The sequence below is a fragment of the Rhodoplanes tepidamans genome (assembly GCF_030813915.1).
GTDB lineage: Bacteria > Pseudomonadota > Alphaproteobacteria > Rhizobiales > Xanthobacteraceae > Rhodoplanes > Rhodoplanes tepidamans.
The window spans coordinates 569,622-587,707 of the sequence record NZ_JAUSUJ010000001.1; the positions used below are offsets into that span (position 1 = coordinate 569,622).

The window sequence follows — 18,086 nt, forward strand, 5'->3', positions numbered from 1 at the left end:
CCGGCGGGCCGCCGTGGAAGGAGACGAGCGATGCAGTCACGCGGCGCGAGGCCGGCATTCGCCCGGCGTGCCGGGCGGGCCGTCGGGGTGGCGGTTCTGGTGGCGACGTTGACGGGGCCCGTGACGGCGCAGACGCCGGACGGCGGCGGGGTGGTCCCGGCGCCGTCGCCGCCGCCGACGGTCGTCACCGAGCCCGCACCGGCGGACCGGCCCGCGGCGGACGCGGCCGGCCCGCCGGCGGCCGCGGAACCGGCGTCTCCCGCCACCGGCGCGGCTCCGGCGCCGGCGGCACCCGCGCCCCCGGCTCCGGCGCCGGGACGCACCGGGACGCTGCCGCACGACCTGTCGCCGTGGGGGATGTTCCAGGCGGCGGACCGCATCGTCCAGGCCGTGATGACCGGCCTCGCGCTCGCCTCCTTCGCCACCTGGACCGTCTGGCTCGCCAAGACGATCGAGCTGTTCCGGGCGCGACGCCGCGTGCGCCGCGGGCTGTCACGGGTGCTGTCCGCCGGCGATCTCGCCGCGGCGGCGGCGGCGTTCGAGAGCGACGACGGCACCGTCGCCGTGCTGGTGCGCGAGGCGGCCGACGAGATGCGGGTCTCCGAGCCGCTGCTCGACCACATCGACGGCGACGGCGTGAAGGAGCGTGTCGCGTCGCGGCTGTCGCGGGTCGAGGCGGCGGCCGGCCGGCGCATCACCATCGGCACCGGCCTGCTCGCGACGATCGGGGCGACGGCGCCGTTCGTCGGGCTGTTCGGCACCGTGTGGGGGATCATGAACGCCTTCATCGGCATCAGCCGGTCGCAGACCACCAACCTCGCCGTGGTGGCGCCCGGCATCGCCGAGGCGCTGCTCGCCACCGCGCTCGGCCTCGTCGCCGCGATCCCGGCCGTGATCGTCTACAACATGTTCGCCCGCTCCACGGCCGGCTACCGTCTCCTGCTCGGCGACGCGTCGGCGGCGATCGAGCGCCTGGTCAGCCGCGCGCTCGACGTCCGCCGCTGCCCGCCGCGACCCAGGGCCTCGCGGCTGCCGCGGGCGGCGGAGTGAGCCATGGCCGGCAGCCTGCGACCCGCGCCCGACGACGGCCACCTCGTCGAGACCCACGAGATCAACGTCACGCCGTTCATCGACGTGATGCTGGTGCTGCTGATCATCTTCATGGTGGCGGCGCCGCTCTCCACCGTCGATGTGGCGGTCGATCTGCCGGCCTCGAACGCGGCGCCGCAGCCGCGGCCGCGCGAGCCGGTGTTCCTCACCGTGAAGGGCGATCTCTCGCTGGCACTCGGCAACGACACGGTGCCGCGCGAGAACCTGAAGGCGGCGCTGGACGGGAAGACCGACGGCGACGTCGAGGAGCGGGTGTTCGTCCGGGCCGACAAGACGGTCGACTACGGCGACCTGATGGCGGTGATGAACCTCCTGCGCGACGCCGGCTATCTGAAGATCGGACTGGTCGGTCTCGAGGCGGCGCCCGCCGCCGCGCCGCCGCCGGTCCCCGCGCCGTGAGGGCGCCGATCCACCACGCGGACCGCGAGCCGCCGGGACGCCTGCTGCGGCGCTGGGCGCTCGCGACCGCGTGCGTCGCCGGCCTGCACGGCGCCGCCGTGGGCACCGCGCTGCAGTGGCCGCGCGAGACCGTGGCGGCGGCCGAGCCGCCCGCCGCCGTGATGATCGAGCTCTCGCCGCTGGCGGTCGCGCCGGACGCGCCGCAGCAGGAGGTCGCGCTGGGGCCCACCATGGTGGCGTCGCAGGCCGCCGCGCCGTCGCAGCGCGAGGACGACCCGGTCGAGACGGAGGAGCCGGAGCCGGAGCCCGAGCCCGTCCCGATCGTGAAGACCGAGGTCGAGCTGCCGCCCGTGCCGGAGAAGCCGAACGCGGCCGCCGTGCTGCCCGCGGAGGCGAAGCGGGAGGCGGACCCGGATCCGCCGAAGGACCTCCGCGAGAAGCCCGAGCCGAAAAGGAAGAGAAAGACGCGCGACAGGCCCCGCACCCGCGCCGCGCTCGCCGCGCCCACCACCGCGGCGCCGCAGGCCGCGAACCTGCGGCGCGCGAGCACCAATGCGGCGCCGACCGCCGGCACGTCGTCCTCGGTCGCGCCGTCCACCTGGCGCGGCCTGCTGACGGCGCTGCTCAACCGCCACAAGCGCTTTCCGCCCGGCGGCGGCCACGGCACCGCCATGGTGGCGTTCACGATCGACCGCGCGGGCCGGGTCCTCTCGGCCCGCCTGGTGCGCAGCGCCGGCGATCCGGCGCTCGACCAGGAGGCGGTGGCGCTCGCCCGCCGCGTCAGCCCGGTGCCGCCGCCGCCGGCCGAGATCGCCGGCCGGACCATCTCGCTCGCCGTCCCGGTGCGGTTCGACCGGTAGCGGGCCGCCGAGACTGCGCGCGCGGGAGGCCGGGCCGCCGCACGACCGGCTTGGCCACGTCGTCGTCCTCGATGTCGTCGATGGCGGCGAGCCGCCGCTCGGTGCCGAGCCCGGCGACCAGGCGGGCGATGCCGCGCCTCGGACCGCACGGCACGAGCTCGGCCACTGGTCAGGCTGCACCGCGATCCTGTCGCGCCGGCCGAGCAGTGCGCCCTCGGTCACGAGTTGATGCGGCACGCAGGCGCGCGACAGCACGGGCAGGGCGGCGAGCCATGCCTCGCCCGGCTTGGCGGCAATGCGGACGCGCGGAACTGCGAGCGCTGCACCGCGTGGGTCAGCAGGTTCCGTAGCTGCACCTTCTGCCAGTGCTCGCGGGCCCAGCGGTTGTCGGTCCCGGTCATGACAGCCCTGCCGTCGGGCTCATCGTTCCCGGAACGTGGTCGCGAGCTGGTCCCGCAAGGGCTTCACCAGATAGGACAGGATGGTCCGGTCCCCGGTGCCGAGATGGACGTCGGCCGGCATTCCCGGCAGCAGGGCGACCCGGTGCGCTGGAGTCCGGATCTCGGCCGGCAGTAGGACGCGGACGATGTAGTGATCCTGGCCGGGCGCTGCGGCCGGCGCCGAGTTTCGCGCGCCGCCGCGATCGCGGACGACATCGGCCGAGACGCGCTGGACGACGCCCTCGATCTCCGGCGTGGTGTCCTGGCTGAAGGCGGGAAACCGCACCCAAGCGCGCTGACCGGGCCGCACCGAATCGATGTCGGCGGCGGCGAGCCGGGCCTCCACCACCAGGGCATCGTCCTGCGGCACGATCTCCATCAGGGTCTCGCCGGCCGCCACGACGCCGCCGACCGTGTGCGCCGCGAGCTGATGCACGATGCCGGCCTGCGGCGCCCGCAGCTCGACGCGGCGAAGCTGGTCCTCGGCCGCGATGCGCTTCTCGGCGAGTTCGGCCAGCTTGGCCTGGAGCTCGCTCAGCTCGCGCATGGTCTCGGCCCGCAGGTCCTGATCGATCTGCTCGATCTGCAGCCGAATCTCGGCGATCCGGCCCCGGGCCTGCGCGGCCTGGGAGACGAGCAGGCCCGCCTCGCCGGAGAGGCGCGCCGCATCCCGCTGGATCGCTGTGAACTTGGTGACGGGAAGCAGGCTCTTCTCCCAGAGGACGCGGGCGCCCTCGAGCTCGCGGCCGACGAACTCGATCTCGCGGTCCTTGGCGTCCTTCTGCTGCATCAGCCCGGTGACCTCCTGCTCGAGCTGGGCGACGCGCTCGCCGAGCTGCGCCTTCTGACCGGCCCTCGCCTCGCGCCTCGATTCAAACAGCCGCCGCTCCGCCGCGAACTGGTCGTCGAGCTCGTTGTCGGCGGCGCGCGGAACGAGGGCCGGGGGCAGGTCGAAGGAGGCGTGCGCGTTGCGTTCGGCGGTCAGCCGCGCCTGGCGGATCTCCATCTGGTCGATCTGGCGCACCAGCACCATCAGGTTGGCCCGCGTCATGGTGTCGTCGAGGGTGAGGACCACGTCGCCCTCGCGTACCGCCGCGCCCTCCGCGACGTGGATCCGCCCGACGACCCCGCCGGTCGGGTGCTGCACCTTCTTCGGAGAGCCCTCGACCACGACGGTGCCCCGGGCCAGCACGGCACCGGCGATCTCGACGACGGTCGCCGCGCCGCCGAGGCCGACCACGGCCACGGCACAGGTGAGCAGGCCGATCCGCAGCGGCCTGAAGACGCCGTCGACATCGTCGGCGGGACGAAGGGGGAGGCGCATGTCGGTCATCCGTCGCGGCTGGAGCCGCCGACGACGGCGAGCGTCGGCGATGCGGAGTGGGTGGTCTGGGCCAGCACCTTGTCGCGCGGCCCGAAGGAGCGCAGGCGGCCCTCGTTCAGCACCAGGAGCTGATCCAGTTCGGCGATGGCGGCCGGCCGATGGGCGACGACGACGACGACGGCGCCGCGGCGGCGGCTGGCGGCGATCGCCGCGCTCAGCGCCGCCTCGCCGGACGCGTCGAGATTGGCGTTCGGCTCGTCGAGCACGATCAGGAACGGGTCGCGATAGAGCGCGCGGGCGAGCGCCAGCCGCTGGCGCTGACCGGCCGACAGGACGGCACCGGCCGGGCCGACGGGTGTGTCGTAGCCGCGCGGCAGCGCCACGATCATGTCGTGACACCCCGCCGCGCGCGCCGCAGCGATCACGGCCGCCGAATCCGGCCGGTCGTCGAGCCGGGCGATGTTCTCGGCGACGGTGCCCTCGAAGATCTCGACGTCCTGCGGCAGGTAGCCGATGTGCGACCCGATGGTCTCCGGCCGCCACTGGTCGAGCGTGGCTCCGTCGAGGCGCACCGTTCCTTGGCGGGCCGCGAACACGCCGACCAGGGCGCGGGCGAGAGTCGACTTGCCCGACGCCGAAGGACCGATGATCCCGAGCCCGTCGCCGGCCTTCAGGCCGAACGTGATCCCGTGCAGGGTCGGCTTCTCGGCGCCCGGCGGCACGACGACGAGGGACTCGACCGTGAGCGTCGCGCGCGGCGCCGGCAGGTCGGTCCGCGGCGCCGCGGCGGTGGGCGCGATCGCGGCGCCGAGCCGCCGCCAGGCCTGGCGGGCGGCGACCAGGCTGCGCCACTGCGCCGTCACGGTCTCGATCGGCGCCAGGGCGCGGCCGGTCATGACCGAGGCGGCGATCATGATGCCGCCCGTGGCCTCACCGCGAAGCACCACCCAGGCGCCCAGACCCAGCATCAGCGACTGCAGCGCCATCCGGAACACCCGCGCGAAGGTGGCGAGCGAGCCCGGCGCCTCGACGGCCCGCACGGTGTCTGCCAGATGGTCCTCGCTGGCGGCCTCCCAGCGGCGTCGCAGGGCCGGGGCGAGCCCGAGGGCGCGCACCACCTCGGCATTGCGCCGCGCGAGGTCGAGCAGCGCCATGCGTCGGGTGGCGCTGGCCTCGAGCGCCTCGGCGGGTGCGGACGCCCGCCGCTCGGCGGTCACGGCGGTCGCCACCATCACGGCGGCGCCGGCGACGGCGAGCCATCCGAGCCACGGATGCAGGACAAAAAGCATCGCCAGGAACACCGGCAGCCACGGCGCGTCGAAAACGGCGACCAGTCCCGGCCCGGTGGCGGCGGCGCGAACCTGGTCGAGGTCGCGCACCGCCTGCAGGCCGAGCATCGGCCGGCCCTGCAGCGGCGAGGCCAGGACGATGTCGAAGACGCCTTTGCGCAGCCCGCGGTCGGCGCGCCCGCCGAGCCGCACCAGCACGCGACTGCGCATCACGTCGAGAACGCCGTACAAGCCGTACAGTCCCGCCATCAGCAGGGTGAGCGCCAGCAAAGTCGCGGTGGAGTGCGAGCCCAGCACCCGGTCGTAGACCTGAAGCATGTAGAGCGAGCCGGTCAGCGCGAGCAGGTTGACGACGGCGGTGATGATTCCCAGGCCGACCAGGGTGCCGCGACACCAGCCGATCATGGCGGCCGGGAGGGACGTGGTCTCGGGCGAGCAGCTGGACATGGTCGTTCACCGGTCGTCGAGGGCCGGCTCCCGGCCGGCGGCGGGGACACGCCGTCCGCCAGCCGGACGTGCCCATCGCGGGTGGTGGAGAAGGCGCCCGGCGGCGGCGGCAGCCGCCGCCGGCGCCGGGCCTGCCGCATCAGACGATGAAGCTGTCGTGCCCCATTCGCGCGAGCATCTCCTGCGGGCCCTTCACGGTCGCCACGCAGAGCGGCGCGCCGGCGTGGGTGTCGAGCAGGATGTCCAGCCCGCCGGCGGTCATCGCGAACGAGACGTCCTCGACGCCGTTCACGAGACCGAAGGCCGAGACGTCGATGTGATCGGCGCCGATCTCGAAATCGGTGATCACGTCGACGCCGGAACCGCCGTCGGCGGGGCGGAAGACGAACGTGTCGCTGCCCTCGCCGCCGCTCAGCGTGTCCTTGCCCTGGCCGCCGATCAGGACGTCGTCGCCTCTGCCGCCCATGAGACGGTCGGTGCCGCTTCCGCCGATGAGGACGTCGCCGCCGGCCCCGCCGGCCAGCGTGTCGTTGCCGTCACCGCCGTCGAGATGGTCGTCACCGGCGCCGCCGTCGAGCGAGTCGCGACCCGACCCACCCGCCAGCTTGTCGTTGCCGGAGCCGCCCATCAGGACGTCGTCGCCGGTGCCGCCGTCGAGCGAATCGTCGTCCGCTCCGCCGTCGAGACGATCGTCGCCGGTGCCGCCCAGCAGGGTGTCCCTGCCGGCCCCGCCTGCCAGCTTGTCGGCACCGGTGCCGCCCTGCAGGTGGTCGTCGCCGGAGCCGCCGTCGAGCGTGTCGTCGCCGTCGCCGCCGTCGAGCCGGTCCTCGCCGGAGCCGCCGGACAGCGTGTCCTTGCCGGCGCCGCCGGCCAGCGTGTCGTTGCCGGCGCCGCCTCGCAGGACGTCGTCGCCGGAGCCACCGTCGAGCACATCGTCGCCCGATCCGCCGTCGAGCTCGTCGCTGCCGGATTCGCCGAAGAGCTTGTCGTGGCCGGCACGGCCGTACAGCTTGTCGCTGCCTTCGCCGCCGTACAGCGTGTCGTTCTCGGTGCCCTCGACATAGGGCTTCGCCGGGCCGGAGCCCGCCGGCCTGCCGTCGCCGGCGTCCGCCCCGGTGGTGCCGTGCGCACTCAGCACCTTCACGTTCGCCGTGCCGATGTCGACCGAGAACACCGCGTCGTCGAAATCGCGGTCGCCGCCGCCCTTCAGGTCCTCGAAGCCGATGCGCACGATGCCCTTGCTGGCGTCGACCAGGCCGACGGTGTGCAGGATGCCGTCGTTGTTGAGCGGCAGGGTCTCGCCGTAGGCGGCGGTGTGGTAACCGTCGCCCTTGACCTGGACGGCCTTGCCGTCGCCGCCGACGAACCACAGCTTCGGGTTCGCCGTGTCCAGCGTGGCCGGCTTCCCGTCGGCGTCGCGGAACTCGTAGCGGCCGTCGGTGAACTTCGAGAAGTCGTTCAGCGCCGCACCGTTGGACACGATGAAGAAGCCGATCTGGTCGCCCGCCCGCAGGTCGAGCGTCTTGCTGTCGCCGGCCGAGAGGCTGCCGCCGCTGCCCTTCAGGCTGGCGTTGCTCCACAGCACCTGAACGTCGACGATCTCGCCGTCGACCACCTTGTACCAGCCGAGCGAGTTGGCGTAGCCGGCGGTCTCGCCGAGGAAGGCGACCGAGCCCTGGTGGTCCTGATCGATGACCAGCCGATCGAGCTCGGCGAGCGACGGCCCGGAGCCGCCGCCGTACATCACGTCGTTACCGGCCTGGCCGAACAGGGTGTCGTTGCCGCGGCCCCCGAAGGCGCGGTCGTTGCCGGCGGCGGCCTGGACGACGTCGGCGCCTTGCCGGGCGAGGAAGAGCTCGTCGATCGCCCCTCCCTTCAGCGTGTCGTCCTTGCTCGTCCCGACGACCGGGCTCTGCATCACCTCAGACATCATCATCCTCGTTGCGCTGGTTGCCGCAGTTCGTCGGTCCGTCGGACCGCGTCGCGGCGAGACGGTGGAGCGAGAGTCCACGGCGGGATCGGGCCCATCCGGACAGGGGTGCCGAGCCGCGCGACGTCCGGTCGCCGACACGCCGCCGGCCCGATCGGGGCCGCAGCCGGCGTGTCGGTCGGTCGTCGCGCGGCGTCTCGCCTTCGGCCGGTTGCCCGGAGCAGTGACAGCAACCGACATGCCAGCGACCGGACGCCGACTGGCCGCTGAAAACACAGGAGATCAGGCGGGAGACCGATCGCACCGCATTGCGTTTTGCGAAACCGGCGCGCGCTTGGCGTGGCGGAATGCAATGCCCGCCGCCGACCATGGCCGAGAGGGCGGAACCGCGGCGGGGCCGCCGGTCGGCGCCGGCCGCGCACGCGCGACGCTGCACCCGGGCGAGGCGAGCAGGGCGATCGAAGCGGCTGCGGTCCGGGCGGCGCCGCTCTCCGCCCATGTCGCGGACCTCCGGCGCGAGGGTGTCGGCCGGGACGGCGAAAGCGCGGATGTTCGACGCCGGCGGCGAGGCGGACGAGAAGAGCTTCGTCGAGCGGTGCGCCGGCGACCGCCACCACTTCCGCTTCGTCGTCAGTCCGGAAGAGGCCTCCGACCTGACCGACCTGAAGGCGTTCACGCGCGATCTCCTCACCGACATGGAGCGCGATCTCGGCACGAGGCTCGACCGGGTCGCGGTCGAGCACTGGAACACCGACAACCCCCACGTCCATCTGCTGGTGCGAGGTCGGGCCGAGGACGGCCGCGACGTCGTCGTCAGCCGGGACTACATCACCCGCGGCATGCGGGAGCGCGCCGAGCGCCTCGTCACGATCGAGCTCGGCCCCAAGACCGTGCGGGACCTGTGCGCATCGCTCGACCGCGACGTCGGCGCGGACCGCTGGACTCGCCGCGACACCGCAATCCGGCGGCACGCCGACGACGCCGGGCTGATCGACCTGCGGATGTCGGTCGGGAGCGGGACCGCGAGCGGCTCGACCTGGCCGAGTGGGTCAGTCCGAGGACATGGCTGACGGCTGTTCGGAGACATGGCTGACGGGTTCAGGCGTCGTCAGTTCGATTTCCGCGATCTGCTCGCCACCTCGCGGCGGCCTGACCTCGATGCCGCAACGGCCCGGATCACGGCCGAAACCTCGAACCGATCACCGAGCCGCCGATCCATGCTCGTGCCGATCCGACGATGCGAGAATCGTCGGAATCAGTTGCGGAGCGGCCCGGACCGCGGTCTGTCCAATCGCGACCGTCAGGCCGCCGCGGGTGCGGACTCCGTCACCTGGCGGAATACGCCGGCGGGCGATTCGGCCCGGCCGTAGACGTCCTCCAGCCGCACGATGTCGTCCTCGCCGCAGTAGCTGCCGTACTGGACTTCGATCAGGTGCAGCGGCGCGTCGGTGGAATTGGTGAGCCGGTGCGTGGCGCCCTGCGGAATATAGATCGATTCGTTCGCCGCGAGGATCCGCTCGACGCCGTCGATCTCCACCAGCGCCGTGCCTGCGACCACGACCCAGTGCTCGGCCCGATGATGATGATACTGGAGCGACAGCCGGCCGCCGGGCACGACCGTGATGTGCTTGACCTGGAAGGTCCGGCCGCGGTCCAGCGCCCGGTAGGCGCCCCACGGGCGGAGAGCCTCCGGGTCGCGGACCGCCGCTCCGGTCACCGGCTCCGCCTGCGGCGACGCGCCGACCAGGTCCGGGATCCTCTTCACGGTCTGGGCCGCGTCGCGAGCGCCGACCAGGATGCCGTCCTCGCTCTCGACCACCACGACGTCCTCCAGGCCGATCACCGCGATCGGCTTGGACTGCGACCGCACGAGCGCGCCCCGCGTGTCGACCAGGACGACGTCGCCGGCGGTGGCATTGCCGCCGTCGTCCTTGCCGAGGCACGCCCACACCGCGTCCCAGGAGCCGATGTCCGACCAGCCGATCGGCGCGGGCACGACCGCGCCGCGCCGCGACCGCTCCATGATCGCCACGTCGAAGGGAACAGAGTGGAAGCGCGAGCACAATCGGGTGGAAAGACGCACGCTCGCGCCGCGCCGGCGTGCGGTACGCACGGCGTCGCCGGCGAGATTGAACATCGCGAGCTCGTGACGAAGGAACTCCGCCGCGAGGGTGTCGACCTTGGCCACGAACATGCCGGCGTTCCAGAAGTGCCGCCCGTCGCTCAGCAGCCGGCGGGCCGTCTCCGCGTCGGGCTTCTCGACGAAGGCGGCGATCTGGGCCGCACCGTCGCCGAGCGGACCAGCCGGCGTGATCCAGCCGTATTCGGTGGCCGCGCGGTCCGGCACGATGCCGAGGGTGACGATCCGCCCGCCCGCCGCGGCTCCGACCGCCCTGCGCAGCGCCTCGGCGAAGGCGACCTCGTCCTTCACGAAGTGATCGGCCGGCAGGATCAGGACGACCTCGCTGCCGCCCTCGCGCAGGGCGAGATGGGTCGCAAGCGCCACGGCCGGTCCGGTGTTGCGGGCGACCGGCTCCAACAGCGCCGTGCCGCCGTAGCGCCGGGCGACCGCGTCGAGCTCGGCGGCGTGCCGCTCGCTTCCTATCAGCACCGGTGCGCGACCGATTCCGATGCGCCGAATGCGCTCGACGGTCTCCTCGAGCAGGCTGCGCTCCCCGACCATCGTCTGGAACTGCTTGGGGCGCGCGGCGGTCGAGACCGGCCACAGGCGGGACCCGTTGCCGCCGCACAGGATCACGGGAATCACGTGGGTGAGATCGTCGGACATCGAATCGGCTCCTGATCGTCGAGGGGTTCACCTGATCAGGTCGAGCGCAAGGAGCATGCCAGCGGCCGGACGCGCGCGTCGTCCCGGCCGCCGACCGGCCGCGCCATGCGGATCCGACCGCGCACGGCGGCCTCCGGCGCGCCGTCTCACGAACTGTCACGGCGCACGTCTCTTGTCGTTGCTGCGCAGGCGCGCGGGCGGACGAGACGATCACGGCCGGTGCCGAGACAGGCGACCCCTGTGCAGCCCGCGCTCCTGAGTCTCGTCGCATTCGGCGAGACGGAATTCGCAGAACGCGAAGCTTTCCGTTGCAGGATGCAACGGCGCCGCTCCGACGCGCCGGGCCGGCGGCCGGCGCCGCCCCCAAGCCATTGAGATTCCGAGTCCGGGCATGCTGGCACGGCTCTTGAGTACGGCTCCGCAACGTCCCCGATGGTCGGGCGAAGAGGAGCTTCCAATGTCAGACTTTAACGTCGGCCTTTCCGCAAGTCAGCAGAACGCCGTGCTGTCGCATCCGCCGCTGTCAGTCGTCGGCCTCGGCTATGTCGGCGCCGTGTCGGCCGCCTGCTTCGCCGAGCTGCGCCATCAGGTCGTCGGCGTCGACATCGACAGCCGCAAGACGTCCAGCCTCCGCGACGGACGCGCTCCGCTGCTCGAGACCGATCTCGACTCGCTGATCGGGACGAGCGTCCGGGAGGGCCGGCTGACGGCGACGACCGACATCGCCGAGGCGGTGGCGCGGACCTCCATCACCTTCGTCTGCGTCGGCACGCCGAGCGACGAGGACGGTTCGGTCGATCTCACGGCGCTCGAGGCCGTGGCGGCCGGGCTCGGCCGCGCACTCGCGGCCAAGAACGACTATCATCTCGTGGTGATCCGCAGCACCATTCCGATCGGAACGACCCGCAACGTCGTGCTGCCGATCCTCGAGGCCGAGTCGCGCAAGCGCTGCGGCGAGGACTTCGGTCTCTGCTTCCACCCCGAGTTCCTCCGCGAGGGCGTGGCGATCGCCGACTTCTTCGCGCCGCCGAAGACCGTGATCGGCGGCTACGACGACCGCAGCGCCCAGATGCTGGCGGCGCTCTACGGCGCCATCCAGGCACCGCTCGTCTGCACCAGCATCGAGAGCGCCGAGCTGGTGAAGTACGTCGACAACACCTGGCACGCCGTCAAGGTCTCGTTCGCCAACGAGGTCGGCCGGATCTGCCGGACCGTCGGCGTCGACAGCCACGACGTGATGAACATCTTCGTGCAGGACCGGAAGCTCAACCTGTCCGCCTACTACATGAAGCCGGGCTTCGCCTTCGGTGGCTCGTGCCTGCCGAAGGACGTTCGCGCCATGCAGGGCCTCGCCGAGAGTCGCGCCGTGCGCGTCCCGCTGATCGAGAGCCTCCTGAGCAGCAACGATTGCCAGATCGGTCACGCCGCCGAGCTGATCGAGAAGAGCGGCGCACGCCGGGTCGGGATTCTCGGTCTCACCTTCAAGGACGGCACCGACGACCTGCGCGAAAGCCCGCAGATCGACTTGGTCGGCCGGCTGAGCGTGCGTGGCTTCGCGGTCCGGGCCTACGACAGCAACGTCACGACGGAGGGACTCGCGCTCGCCACGGCGCACGCCAAGGCGGCCAAGCCGGACATGCGCAACGGGCTTCGCCTCCTGCCCTATGTGCTCGAGGGGTCCGCCGAGGAGCTGGTCGCCTGGGCCGACGTGATCGTCGTCTGCCACCGCACCGGCGAGTTCGTCGAGGCGGTCGAGCACGCCGCCGCCGGCAAGACCATCGTCGATCTCGTGCGCCTGCCCGACCAGGTCCGCTCCCGCGCGGCCTACGCGGGCGTGTGCTGGTGACAGCAGCCCGGACCGGGGGTCGCGAACATGATCGTCCGACGCGAAGACACCGCGGTGTTGCGGCAGGACCCGCCGCCCGCCGCGTCGCCCGCTCCGGCGCCGCGATCGCTCGGACGGGCGCTCAGGGTGGCGATGCCGGCCACCCTCTGGCTGCTGGCCGGCGCCGGCATCCTCGCCTACGGCGGCGGCCTGCTGTGGGCCAACGTCGTGCGGATCGAGGTCGATTCCGCCGTGGTCGGCGGCCAGATCGAGCCGCTGCAGTCACCGGCGACCGGCGTCCTCTCCGGGATGCGGCTGCGGGCGAACATGTCGGTCGAGAAGGACGAGAAGCTCTTCTCGATCCACGACCCCGCGCTGGAGCAGATGATCGGCCTCGCCTCGATCAAGGTCGAGCGGGCGCGCGACGACCTGCGGGTCAGGCTGGCGGCGCGCGACGCCGAGAAGGCGCGCCGTGACGACCACGTCCTGGCCGCCCGGGCGGAGCTGGAGCGGATCGACACCGAGATCGAATCGCTCGAGCACCTGGAGAAGACGGCGAAGGACCGCGTGCAGACGGTCTCGGGGCTGTTCGCCCAGGGACACACGACACGGCCGCGGCTGGAGGACGCGACCGATCGCCTGGCGCAGGCCTCGGCCGCGCTGGCCCGGTCCAGGACGATCCGCCGCGAGAAGTCCGAGCTCCTGGCCGCGGCGCTGAGCGGACGCGGGGCCGGTGGTATCGAGGTGATCAGCCGCCTGGCCGAAGCCGATGCCGCCGTGACCCGCGCCGAGACCGAGATCGCCCTGTCCGTCGAGGAGTTGCGGGTGCTGATGCAGCGCCGCGCCGAGCTGACCGTCCTGGCGAACACGTCCGGCCGGACGCTGCGCGTGCTGCGCCGCGACGGGGCCAACGTCCAGGCCGGCGACACCATCGCGGTGCTCGAGCGCCAGGAGCGCGGCATCGTCTACGCCTTCCTGACGCAGGGCGAGGCCAGCCGCGTCGGGATCGGCGACGAAGCCGAGATCTACATTCCCGGCCACCGGATCAGCGCACGCGCCACCGTCGTCGCGGTCGAGCGGAACGGCGGCTATCTCGACGACGTCGAGAGCCGCTACACGTGGCAACTCGCCAGGGACACCGGCGTGCGCCACACCGACCGCGACCGCACGGCCCGCGTCACGCTGGAGTTCTCCGAGGCGGACCAGGCGGCGGCGCGCCGTCACGTCACCGCGGGCACGCCGGCGATCGTCTCGTTCGATCGACGCTGGGGCCGCGGCGAGGCGACCACGTTCGCGGCGCTCCAGTCCAGGCCACCCGACAAGCAGCCCTGACCCGCAGACCCGACGCGCAGCCGCGAGCCTCCGATGACCCCGATAGCGAACCGCAAGCCCCCGTTCCTGGAGAAGTGGAACCCGAAGGCCGTCTTCGGCATCGCCGTCTACTGTGCCGTCGCCGTCGTCGGGCTGCTGTCGCTGCCCAACCAGCTCTGGGACGAGGTGTACCGCCACGTCGTCATCGTCATCGGCGGTCTCGGCCTGTGGCGGTTCGGCTGGTGGACCACCCATGCGGTCCGCGCCTGGATCTTCGGCCGCTTCGTCTACCCGATGATGCGGGCCACGGCCGATCGCGTCTGGGCGTCCGGCGTGCGGCCGAACCGCGTCCACTTCATGATGACGACCTTCCGCGAGCGGCCGGAGATCACCACCGACGTGGTCCGCTCGATCGTCGCCGAGGTCCGCGCCACGGCGCTTCCGGCGACGATCTGGCTGGGCTCGGGCGACGCCTCCGACGAGGATCTCGTCGCCGCCCTGGTGACGCGGGAGGCCGCCGACCTCGATCTCGACCTGGTGATCGCGCGCCAGGACCGGCCGGGGAAGCGCTACGCCATCGGCATCGCGCTGCGCGCCATGCGACGCGCCCGGGTCCCCGCCGACGACGTCGTGGTGTTCATGGACGGCGACGCGATCATCGCGCCCGGCATGCTCGCCAAATGCGTGCCGCTGTTCATGGCGGATCCGGACCTTCAGGCGCTGACGACCGACGAGGAGGTCGTCGTCCACGGCCCGCGCTGGGTCGCGCTGTGGCTCACCATGCGGTTCGCGCAGCGGCGTATGGCGATGCAGAGCCACGCCCTGGCCGGCAAGGTGCTGACCCTGACGGGCCGGCTGTCGATGTTCCGCGGCAACCACGTCACCCGGTCCGAGTTCATCACGATCCTGGAAGAGGACCATCTCGAGCACTGGCTGTGGGGGCGGTTCCGCTTCCTGTCGGGCGACGACAAGAGCACCTGGTACTACATGCTCCGGCACGGGGCGAAGATGACCTACGTGCCGGACGCGCTCAGCCTCACCATCGAGCACATCGAGGGCACGGGGTACGAGCGCATGGTGCAGAACCTGCGCCGCTGGTCGGGCAACATGCTGCGCAACGGCTCGCGCGCGATCGCACTCGGCCCGCGCCGGGTCGGGTTCTTCATCTGGTGGTGCGTCGTCGACCAGCGGATCGCCATCTGGACCATGCTGGTCAGCCCGATCCTGGCGGTCCTCGCGGCCGTGTTCGTCACCCCGGCCTTCGCCGTCACCTACGTGGTCTGGATTCTGATCACCCGGCTGGCGCAGGCCATGGTCCTGTGGTGCCATTCGCGGGAGGTGCACCTCTCCTATCCGCTGCTTCTCTACGTGAACCAGTTCGTCAACGCGGCCGTGAAGGTCTACTGCCTGTTCCGCCTGTCGAAGCAGCGCTGGACCAACCGCGGCGACCAGAAGGCCGGGTTCAGCAACGGGGCTGTGGACACCCTCCGCACCGCCGCGGCGGCCTACCTCACGGTCGTCGCAATGTCCGCCCTGGTGCTCGTCATCGTCGCCTATTCCGGGGTGATCCATCTGCCCTCGGCCTACACCTTCGCGAGCCTGACGGGTGTCCCGTGGTTCTAGCGCGCGCCGCCGCGATCCTCCTGCTCTGCTCGCTCGCGAGCACGGCCGTTGCCGACCCGGCACACTGGTGCGCGGCGGCCGGCTGGACCGAGGAGCATCCGCCGGTCCGCGTCCTGCGCGGGCCGGCGTCGCCGGGATCCGACCGCAGCGCCGAGCCGTTCGTGCTGCTCGTCATGCGGTCGGCCGCCGCATGGCACGGGCTGCGCGACCGTGCGGCCGCCGAGCGTGCCGTCGGCGCCCTGCGGCGGTGGGCCGACGCCGCCGCCCTGGAGATGGTCGAGGACGCCGGGCCGCAGCAGAGCAACACGAACTCGATCTATTCCCTGCGGCGCGCCCTGATCGGGCTTCTCGGATCCTGGCTCGTGCTGCGGAGCGCCGCGGCCGAGCACGATCGCGCGACGATCGATGGCTGGCTCGACCGCCTGGCCGCCATCCAGGACACACCGACGGGAGCCGCGAGGAGCCGCGCCGACGGCGAGGCGGTCAGCAACCGCAACAACCACGCTCTCCTGCGCGCCACGGTCGACGCCCTCACGGCGGCGCGGACCGGCGCCGCCGACCGGGCGCAGGCGGCGGCCGACATGGTGGCGGCGACGCTGCGCGACATGCGCGCCGACGGCAGCCTGCCGCTGGAGACCAGGCGCGGTGCACGTGCCCTCTGGTACCAGCGTCACGCGATCGCCTCGATCGTCCACATCGGCGAGCACGTGGCGAGGTTCGGCCACGACGTCTGGGCGCCCCGCGCCGACGGCCGCTCGCTGCACGACGCCGTGCGGTTCCTGATCGAGGCGGTCGAGAGCCCGGCCCGGGTCGCCGGCTATGCGAGCGCCGAGGCGGGCTCGCGTCCCGGCTCGCGCCCGGACGTGCAGGACCTCGGGTTCCTGGGCCCGCGCGGCCACGGCCGGCACTACATGGCGTGGATCGAGACCTACCGGGCGCGGTTTCCCAGCCATCCCAACGGTGCCGCGCTGGCCGGCCTGCTGCGGCCGCGGCTCGAAGCCGTCCGTCCGCTGATCGACGAGATCAGCGGCGGCAACACGACCTGCTTCGCGGCGACGCCGCGGCGCGAGCGCGCCGACCTCGCGCCGGTCGGGGCCGCTACCCGTTCCACGCCTGGATCCGGCGATAGAGCGTCGACGGACTGACCTCAAGCGCCGCGGCGGCGCGCGGAATGCTGCCGTCGCAGGCGGCGATCGCGTCCTCGATCGTCGTGCGGATCACCTCGTCGAGCGGCCTGACGGGGCGGCCGGCCGGCCGCCCGGCCGATGCTCCGGGCTCGCCGGCCGGGCGGCCGGGCGGTCCGTCGCCGTTCGCCGCGACCCGACCGGCGGCGGGCGGCTGCGCCCCCGTCCGCGACATCTCCGGCGGCAGCATGTCGAGCTCCACCACCTCGGCGTCGTTCAACGCGACGACGCCGCGCACGACGTTCTCGAGCTGGCGCACGTTGCCGGGCCAGGCGTAGGACAGCATGGCCTGCTCGGCCTCGGCCGACATCCGCGTGAAGCGCTTTCCCTCCTCCTTGGCGAACCGCTTGAGGAGGTGCCGGGCGATCAGCAGCAGGTCGTCGTCGCGCTGGCGCAGCGGCGGCAGCTCGACGGGAACGACATAGAGCCGGTAGAACAGGTCTTCGCGGAAGCGGCCGGCGGCCACCTCGGCGCGCGGATCGCGGTTGGTGGCGCACACCACCCGGATGTCGACCGGCCTCGCCGTCTCCTCGCCGACCCGCTGGACGGTCCGCTCCTGCAGGAAGCGCAGCAGCTTCACCTGCAGCATCGGCTCGATCTCGCAGATCTCGTCGAGGAACAGGGTGCCACCGTCGGCCAGCAGCGCGGCACCCCTGCGATCGCCGATCGCGCCCGTGAACGCGCCCTTGACGTGGCCGAACAGCTCGCTCTCCAGGAGATCCCGGGGGATGGCGGCGCAGTTGACCGTGACGAACGGCCCCTTGGCGCGCTTGCCCAGCGTGTGCAGCGCACGCGCGCACAGCTCCTTGCCGGTGCCGCTCTCGCCGGTGATGAACACGGTGGCGTTGGATGCGGCGGAGCTCTGGACGATGCGGTAGACCCCCTGCATCGCGAGCGATCGTCCGATGAACCCGGCGAACCGGTCGCACAGGTACTCCTCCTCCAGCGCGGCCACCTGGTTGACCAGCCGGTGCCGCTCGAGCGCGTTGCGGACCGTGACCGACAGACGCGCCGGCGAGACCGGCTTCACGATGAAGTCGAACGCCCTCTCGCGCATCGCCTCGATCGCGAGGCTGATCGAGGCCTGACCGGTGACGACGATGACCTCGACCGGGATGTCGCGCGCCTTGAGCTGCCGGAGGATGTCGAGCCCGTTCATGTCCGGGAGCTGCACGTCGAGCAGGACGACGCTCGGCGCGGCCTTCTCCGCCGCGGCCAGTGCCGTCGCGCCGGTCGCGAAGGTCCGGACCGTGCAGGTGATGTCCTTCTGCACGAACAGCTTGTACTGCTCGGCGAGGGTCGGCACGTCCTCGACGACGAAGATCGTCGGCACCTCCGGCGCCATCGCTCGCGTCTCCTGCAGCCGGACAGGGCCGTGTCCGATCGTGATTTCATCGGCCCGGGCGGCCGGCTCCAATCGGAATCCTAGTTTATGGCCGAGGGCTCCGCCAGCACGGAGAGCGATGGCCGGCCGCATCGCTGCGGCCCGCTCGCCGGCGATTCTTCCGAACAATGAGAATCGGATCGTGACCGACGGGAGCGCCCGGCCGGCGGCG

General features: G+C 72.5%; 13 protein-coding genes. 8 read left to right on the forward strand and 5 right to left on the reverse strand.

Annotation, left to right across the window (positions count from 1 at the left end; translation table 11 throughout):
* The first annotated feature begins 30 nt into the window (after positions 1-30).
* Genes exbB through J2S22_RS02590 form a run of 3 tightly spaced genes read left to right on the forward strand, consistent with a single transcriptional unit; the run spans position 31 to position 2,369 of the window.
* Complete coding sequence (gene exbB, locus J2S22_RS02580) at positions 31-1,050, forward strand: tonB-system energizer ExbB (RefSeq protein ID WP_307155784.1); 1,020 nt, start codon at positions 31-33, stop codon at positions 1,048-1,050.
* Positions 1,051-1,053: 3 nt separating this feature from the next.
* Complete coding sequence (exbD, locus tag J2S22_RS02585; protein WP_272780257.1) at positions 1,054-1,509, forward strand: TonB system transport protein ExbD; 456 nt, start codon at positions 1,054-1,056, stop codon at positions 1,507-1,509.
* The gene (locus J2S22_RS02590) at positions 1,506-2,369 is read left to right on the forward strand and encodes an energy transducer TonB family protein (protein ID WP_272780258.1); all 864 of its coding nucleotides are present in this window, start codon (positions 1,506-1,508) and stop codon (positions 2,367-2,369) included. The genes exbD and J2S22_RS02590 overlap by 4 nt, the downstream gene beginning before the upstream one ends.
* A 420-nt stretch (positions 2,370-2,789) precedes the next feature.
* On the opposite strand, the gene J2S22_RS02595 is transcribed toward J2S22_RS02590, so the two are convergent.
* From J2S22_RS02595 to J2S22_RS02605, 3 genes are all read right to left on the reverse strand, one after another.
* Complete coding sequence (locus tag J2S22_RS02595) at positions 2,790-4,133, reverse strand: HlyD family type I secretion periplasmic adaptor subunit (RefSeq protein WP_272780259.1); 1,344 nt, start codon at positions 4,131-4,133, stop codon at positions 2,790-2,792.
* 5 nt (positions 4,134-4,138) lie between these two features.
* Complete coding sequence (locus J2S22_RS02600) at positions 4,139-5,869, reverse strand: type I secretion system permease/ATPase (RefSeq protein ID WP_272780260.1); 1,731 nt, start codon at positions 5,867-5,869, stop codon at positions 4,139-4,141.
* A gap of 139 nt (positions 5,870-6,008) precedes the next feature.
* Complete coding sequence (locus J2S22_RS02605) at positions 6,009-7,799, reverse strand: DUF4114 domain-containing protein (RefSeq protein ID WP_272780261.1); 1,791 nt, start codon at positions 7,797-7,799, stop codon at positions 6,009-6,011.
* Positions 7,800-8,347: 548 nt separating this feature from the next.
* On the opposite strand from J2S22_RS02605, the gene J2S22_RS02610 reads away from it, so the two are divergent.
* Positions 8,348-8,869, forward strand: a complete 522-nt coding sequence (locus J2S22_RS02610; RefSeq protein WP_370878163.1) for a hypothetical protein — start codon at positions 8,348-8,350, stop codon at positions 8,867-8,869.
* Between the two features lie 230 nt (positions 8,870-9,099).
* On the opposite strand, the gene J2S22_RS02615 is transcribed toward J2S22_RS02610, so the two are convergent.
* Positions 9,100-10,587: a mannose-1-phosphate guanylyltransferase/mannose-6-phosphate isomerase gene (locus J2S22_RS02615; protein WP_272780262.1), complete on the reverse strand. Its 1,488-nt coding sequence runs from the start codon at positions 10,585-10,587 to the stop codon at positions 9,100-9,102.
* 457 nt (positions 10,588-11,044) lie between these two features.
* Here J2S22_RS02615 and J2S22_RS02620 point away from each other — a divergent pair, with 457 nt between their 5' ends.
* From J2S22_RS02620 to J2S22_RS02635, 4 genes are all read left to right on the forward strand, one after another.
* Positions 11,045-12,433, forward strand: coding sequence for a nucleotide sugar dehydrogenase (locus J2S22_RS02620; RefSeq protein ID WP_272780263.1), 1,389 nt, complete (start codon positions 11,045-11,047; stop codon positions 12,431-12,433).
* A gap of 132 nt (positions 12,434-12,565) precedes the next feature.
* Entirely contained in the window at positions 12,566-13,744 is a 1,179-nt protein-coding gene (locus tag J2S22_RS02625; RefSeq protein ID WP_272780264.1) for an HlyD family secretion protein, read from the forward strand.
* Between the two features lie 33 nt (positions 13,745-13,777).
* Positions 13,778-15,346 (forward strand): glycosyltransferase, encoded by a 1,569-nt coding sequence (locus J2S22_RS02630; protein ID WP_272780265.1) that lies wholly within the window; start codon positions 13,778-13,780, stop codon positions 15,344-15,346.
* A complete protein-coding gene (locus tag J2S22_RS02635; RefSeq protein ID WP_272780266.1) occupies positions 15,337-16,491 on the forward strand; it encodes an alginate lyase family protein in 1,155 nt (384 codons plus the stop codon). Before J2S22_RS02630 ends, J2S22_RS02635 begins: the two co-directional genes overlap by 10 nt.
* Here J2S22_RS02635 and J2S22_RS02640 read toward each other — a convergent pair.
* Positions 16,445-17,875, reverse strand: a complete 1,431-nt coding sequence (locus J2S22_RS02640) for a sigma-54-dependent transcriptional regulator (protein ID WP_272840430.1) — start codon at positions 17,873-17,875, stop codon at positions 16,445-16,447. The two genes, J2S22_RS02635 and J2S22_RS02640, sit on opposite strands and share 47 nt — an antisense overlap.
* Between the last annotated feature and the right edge of the window lie 211 nt (positions 17,876-18,086).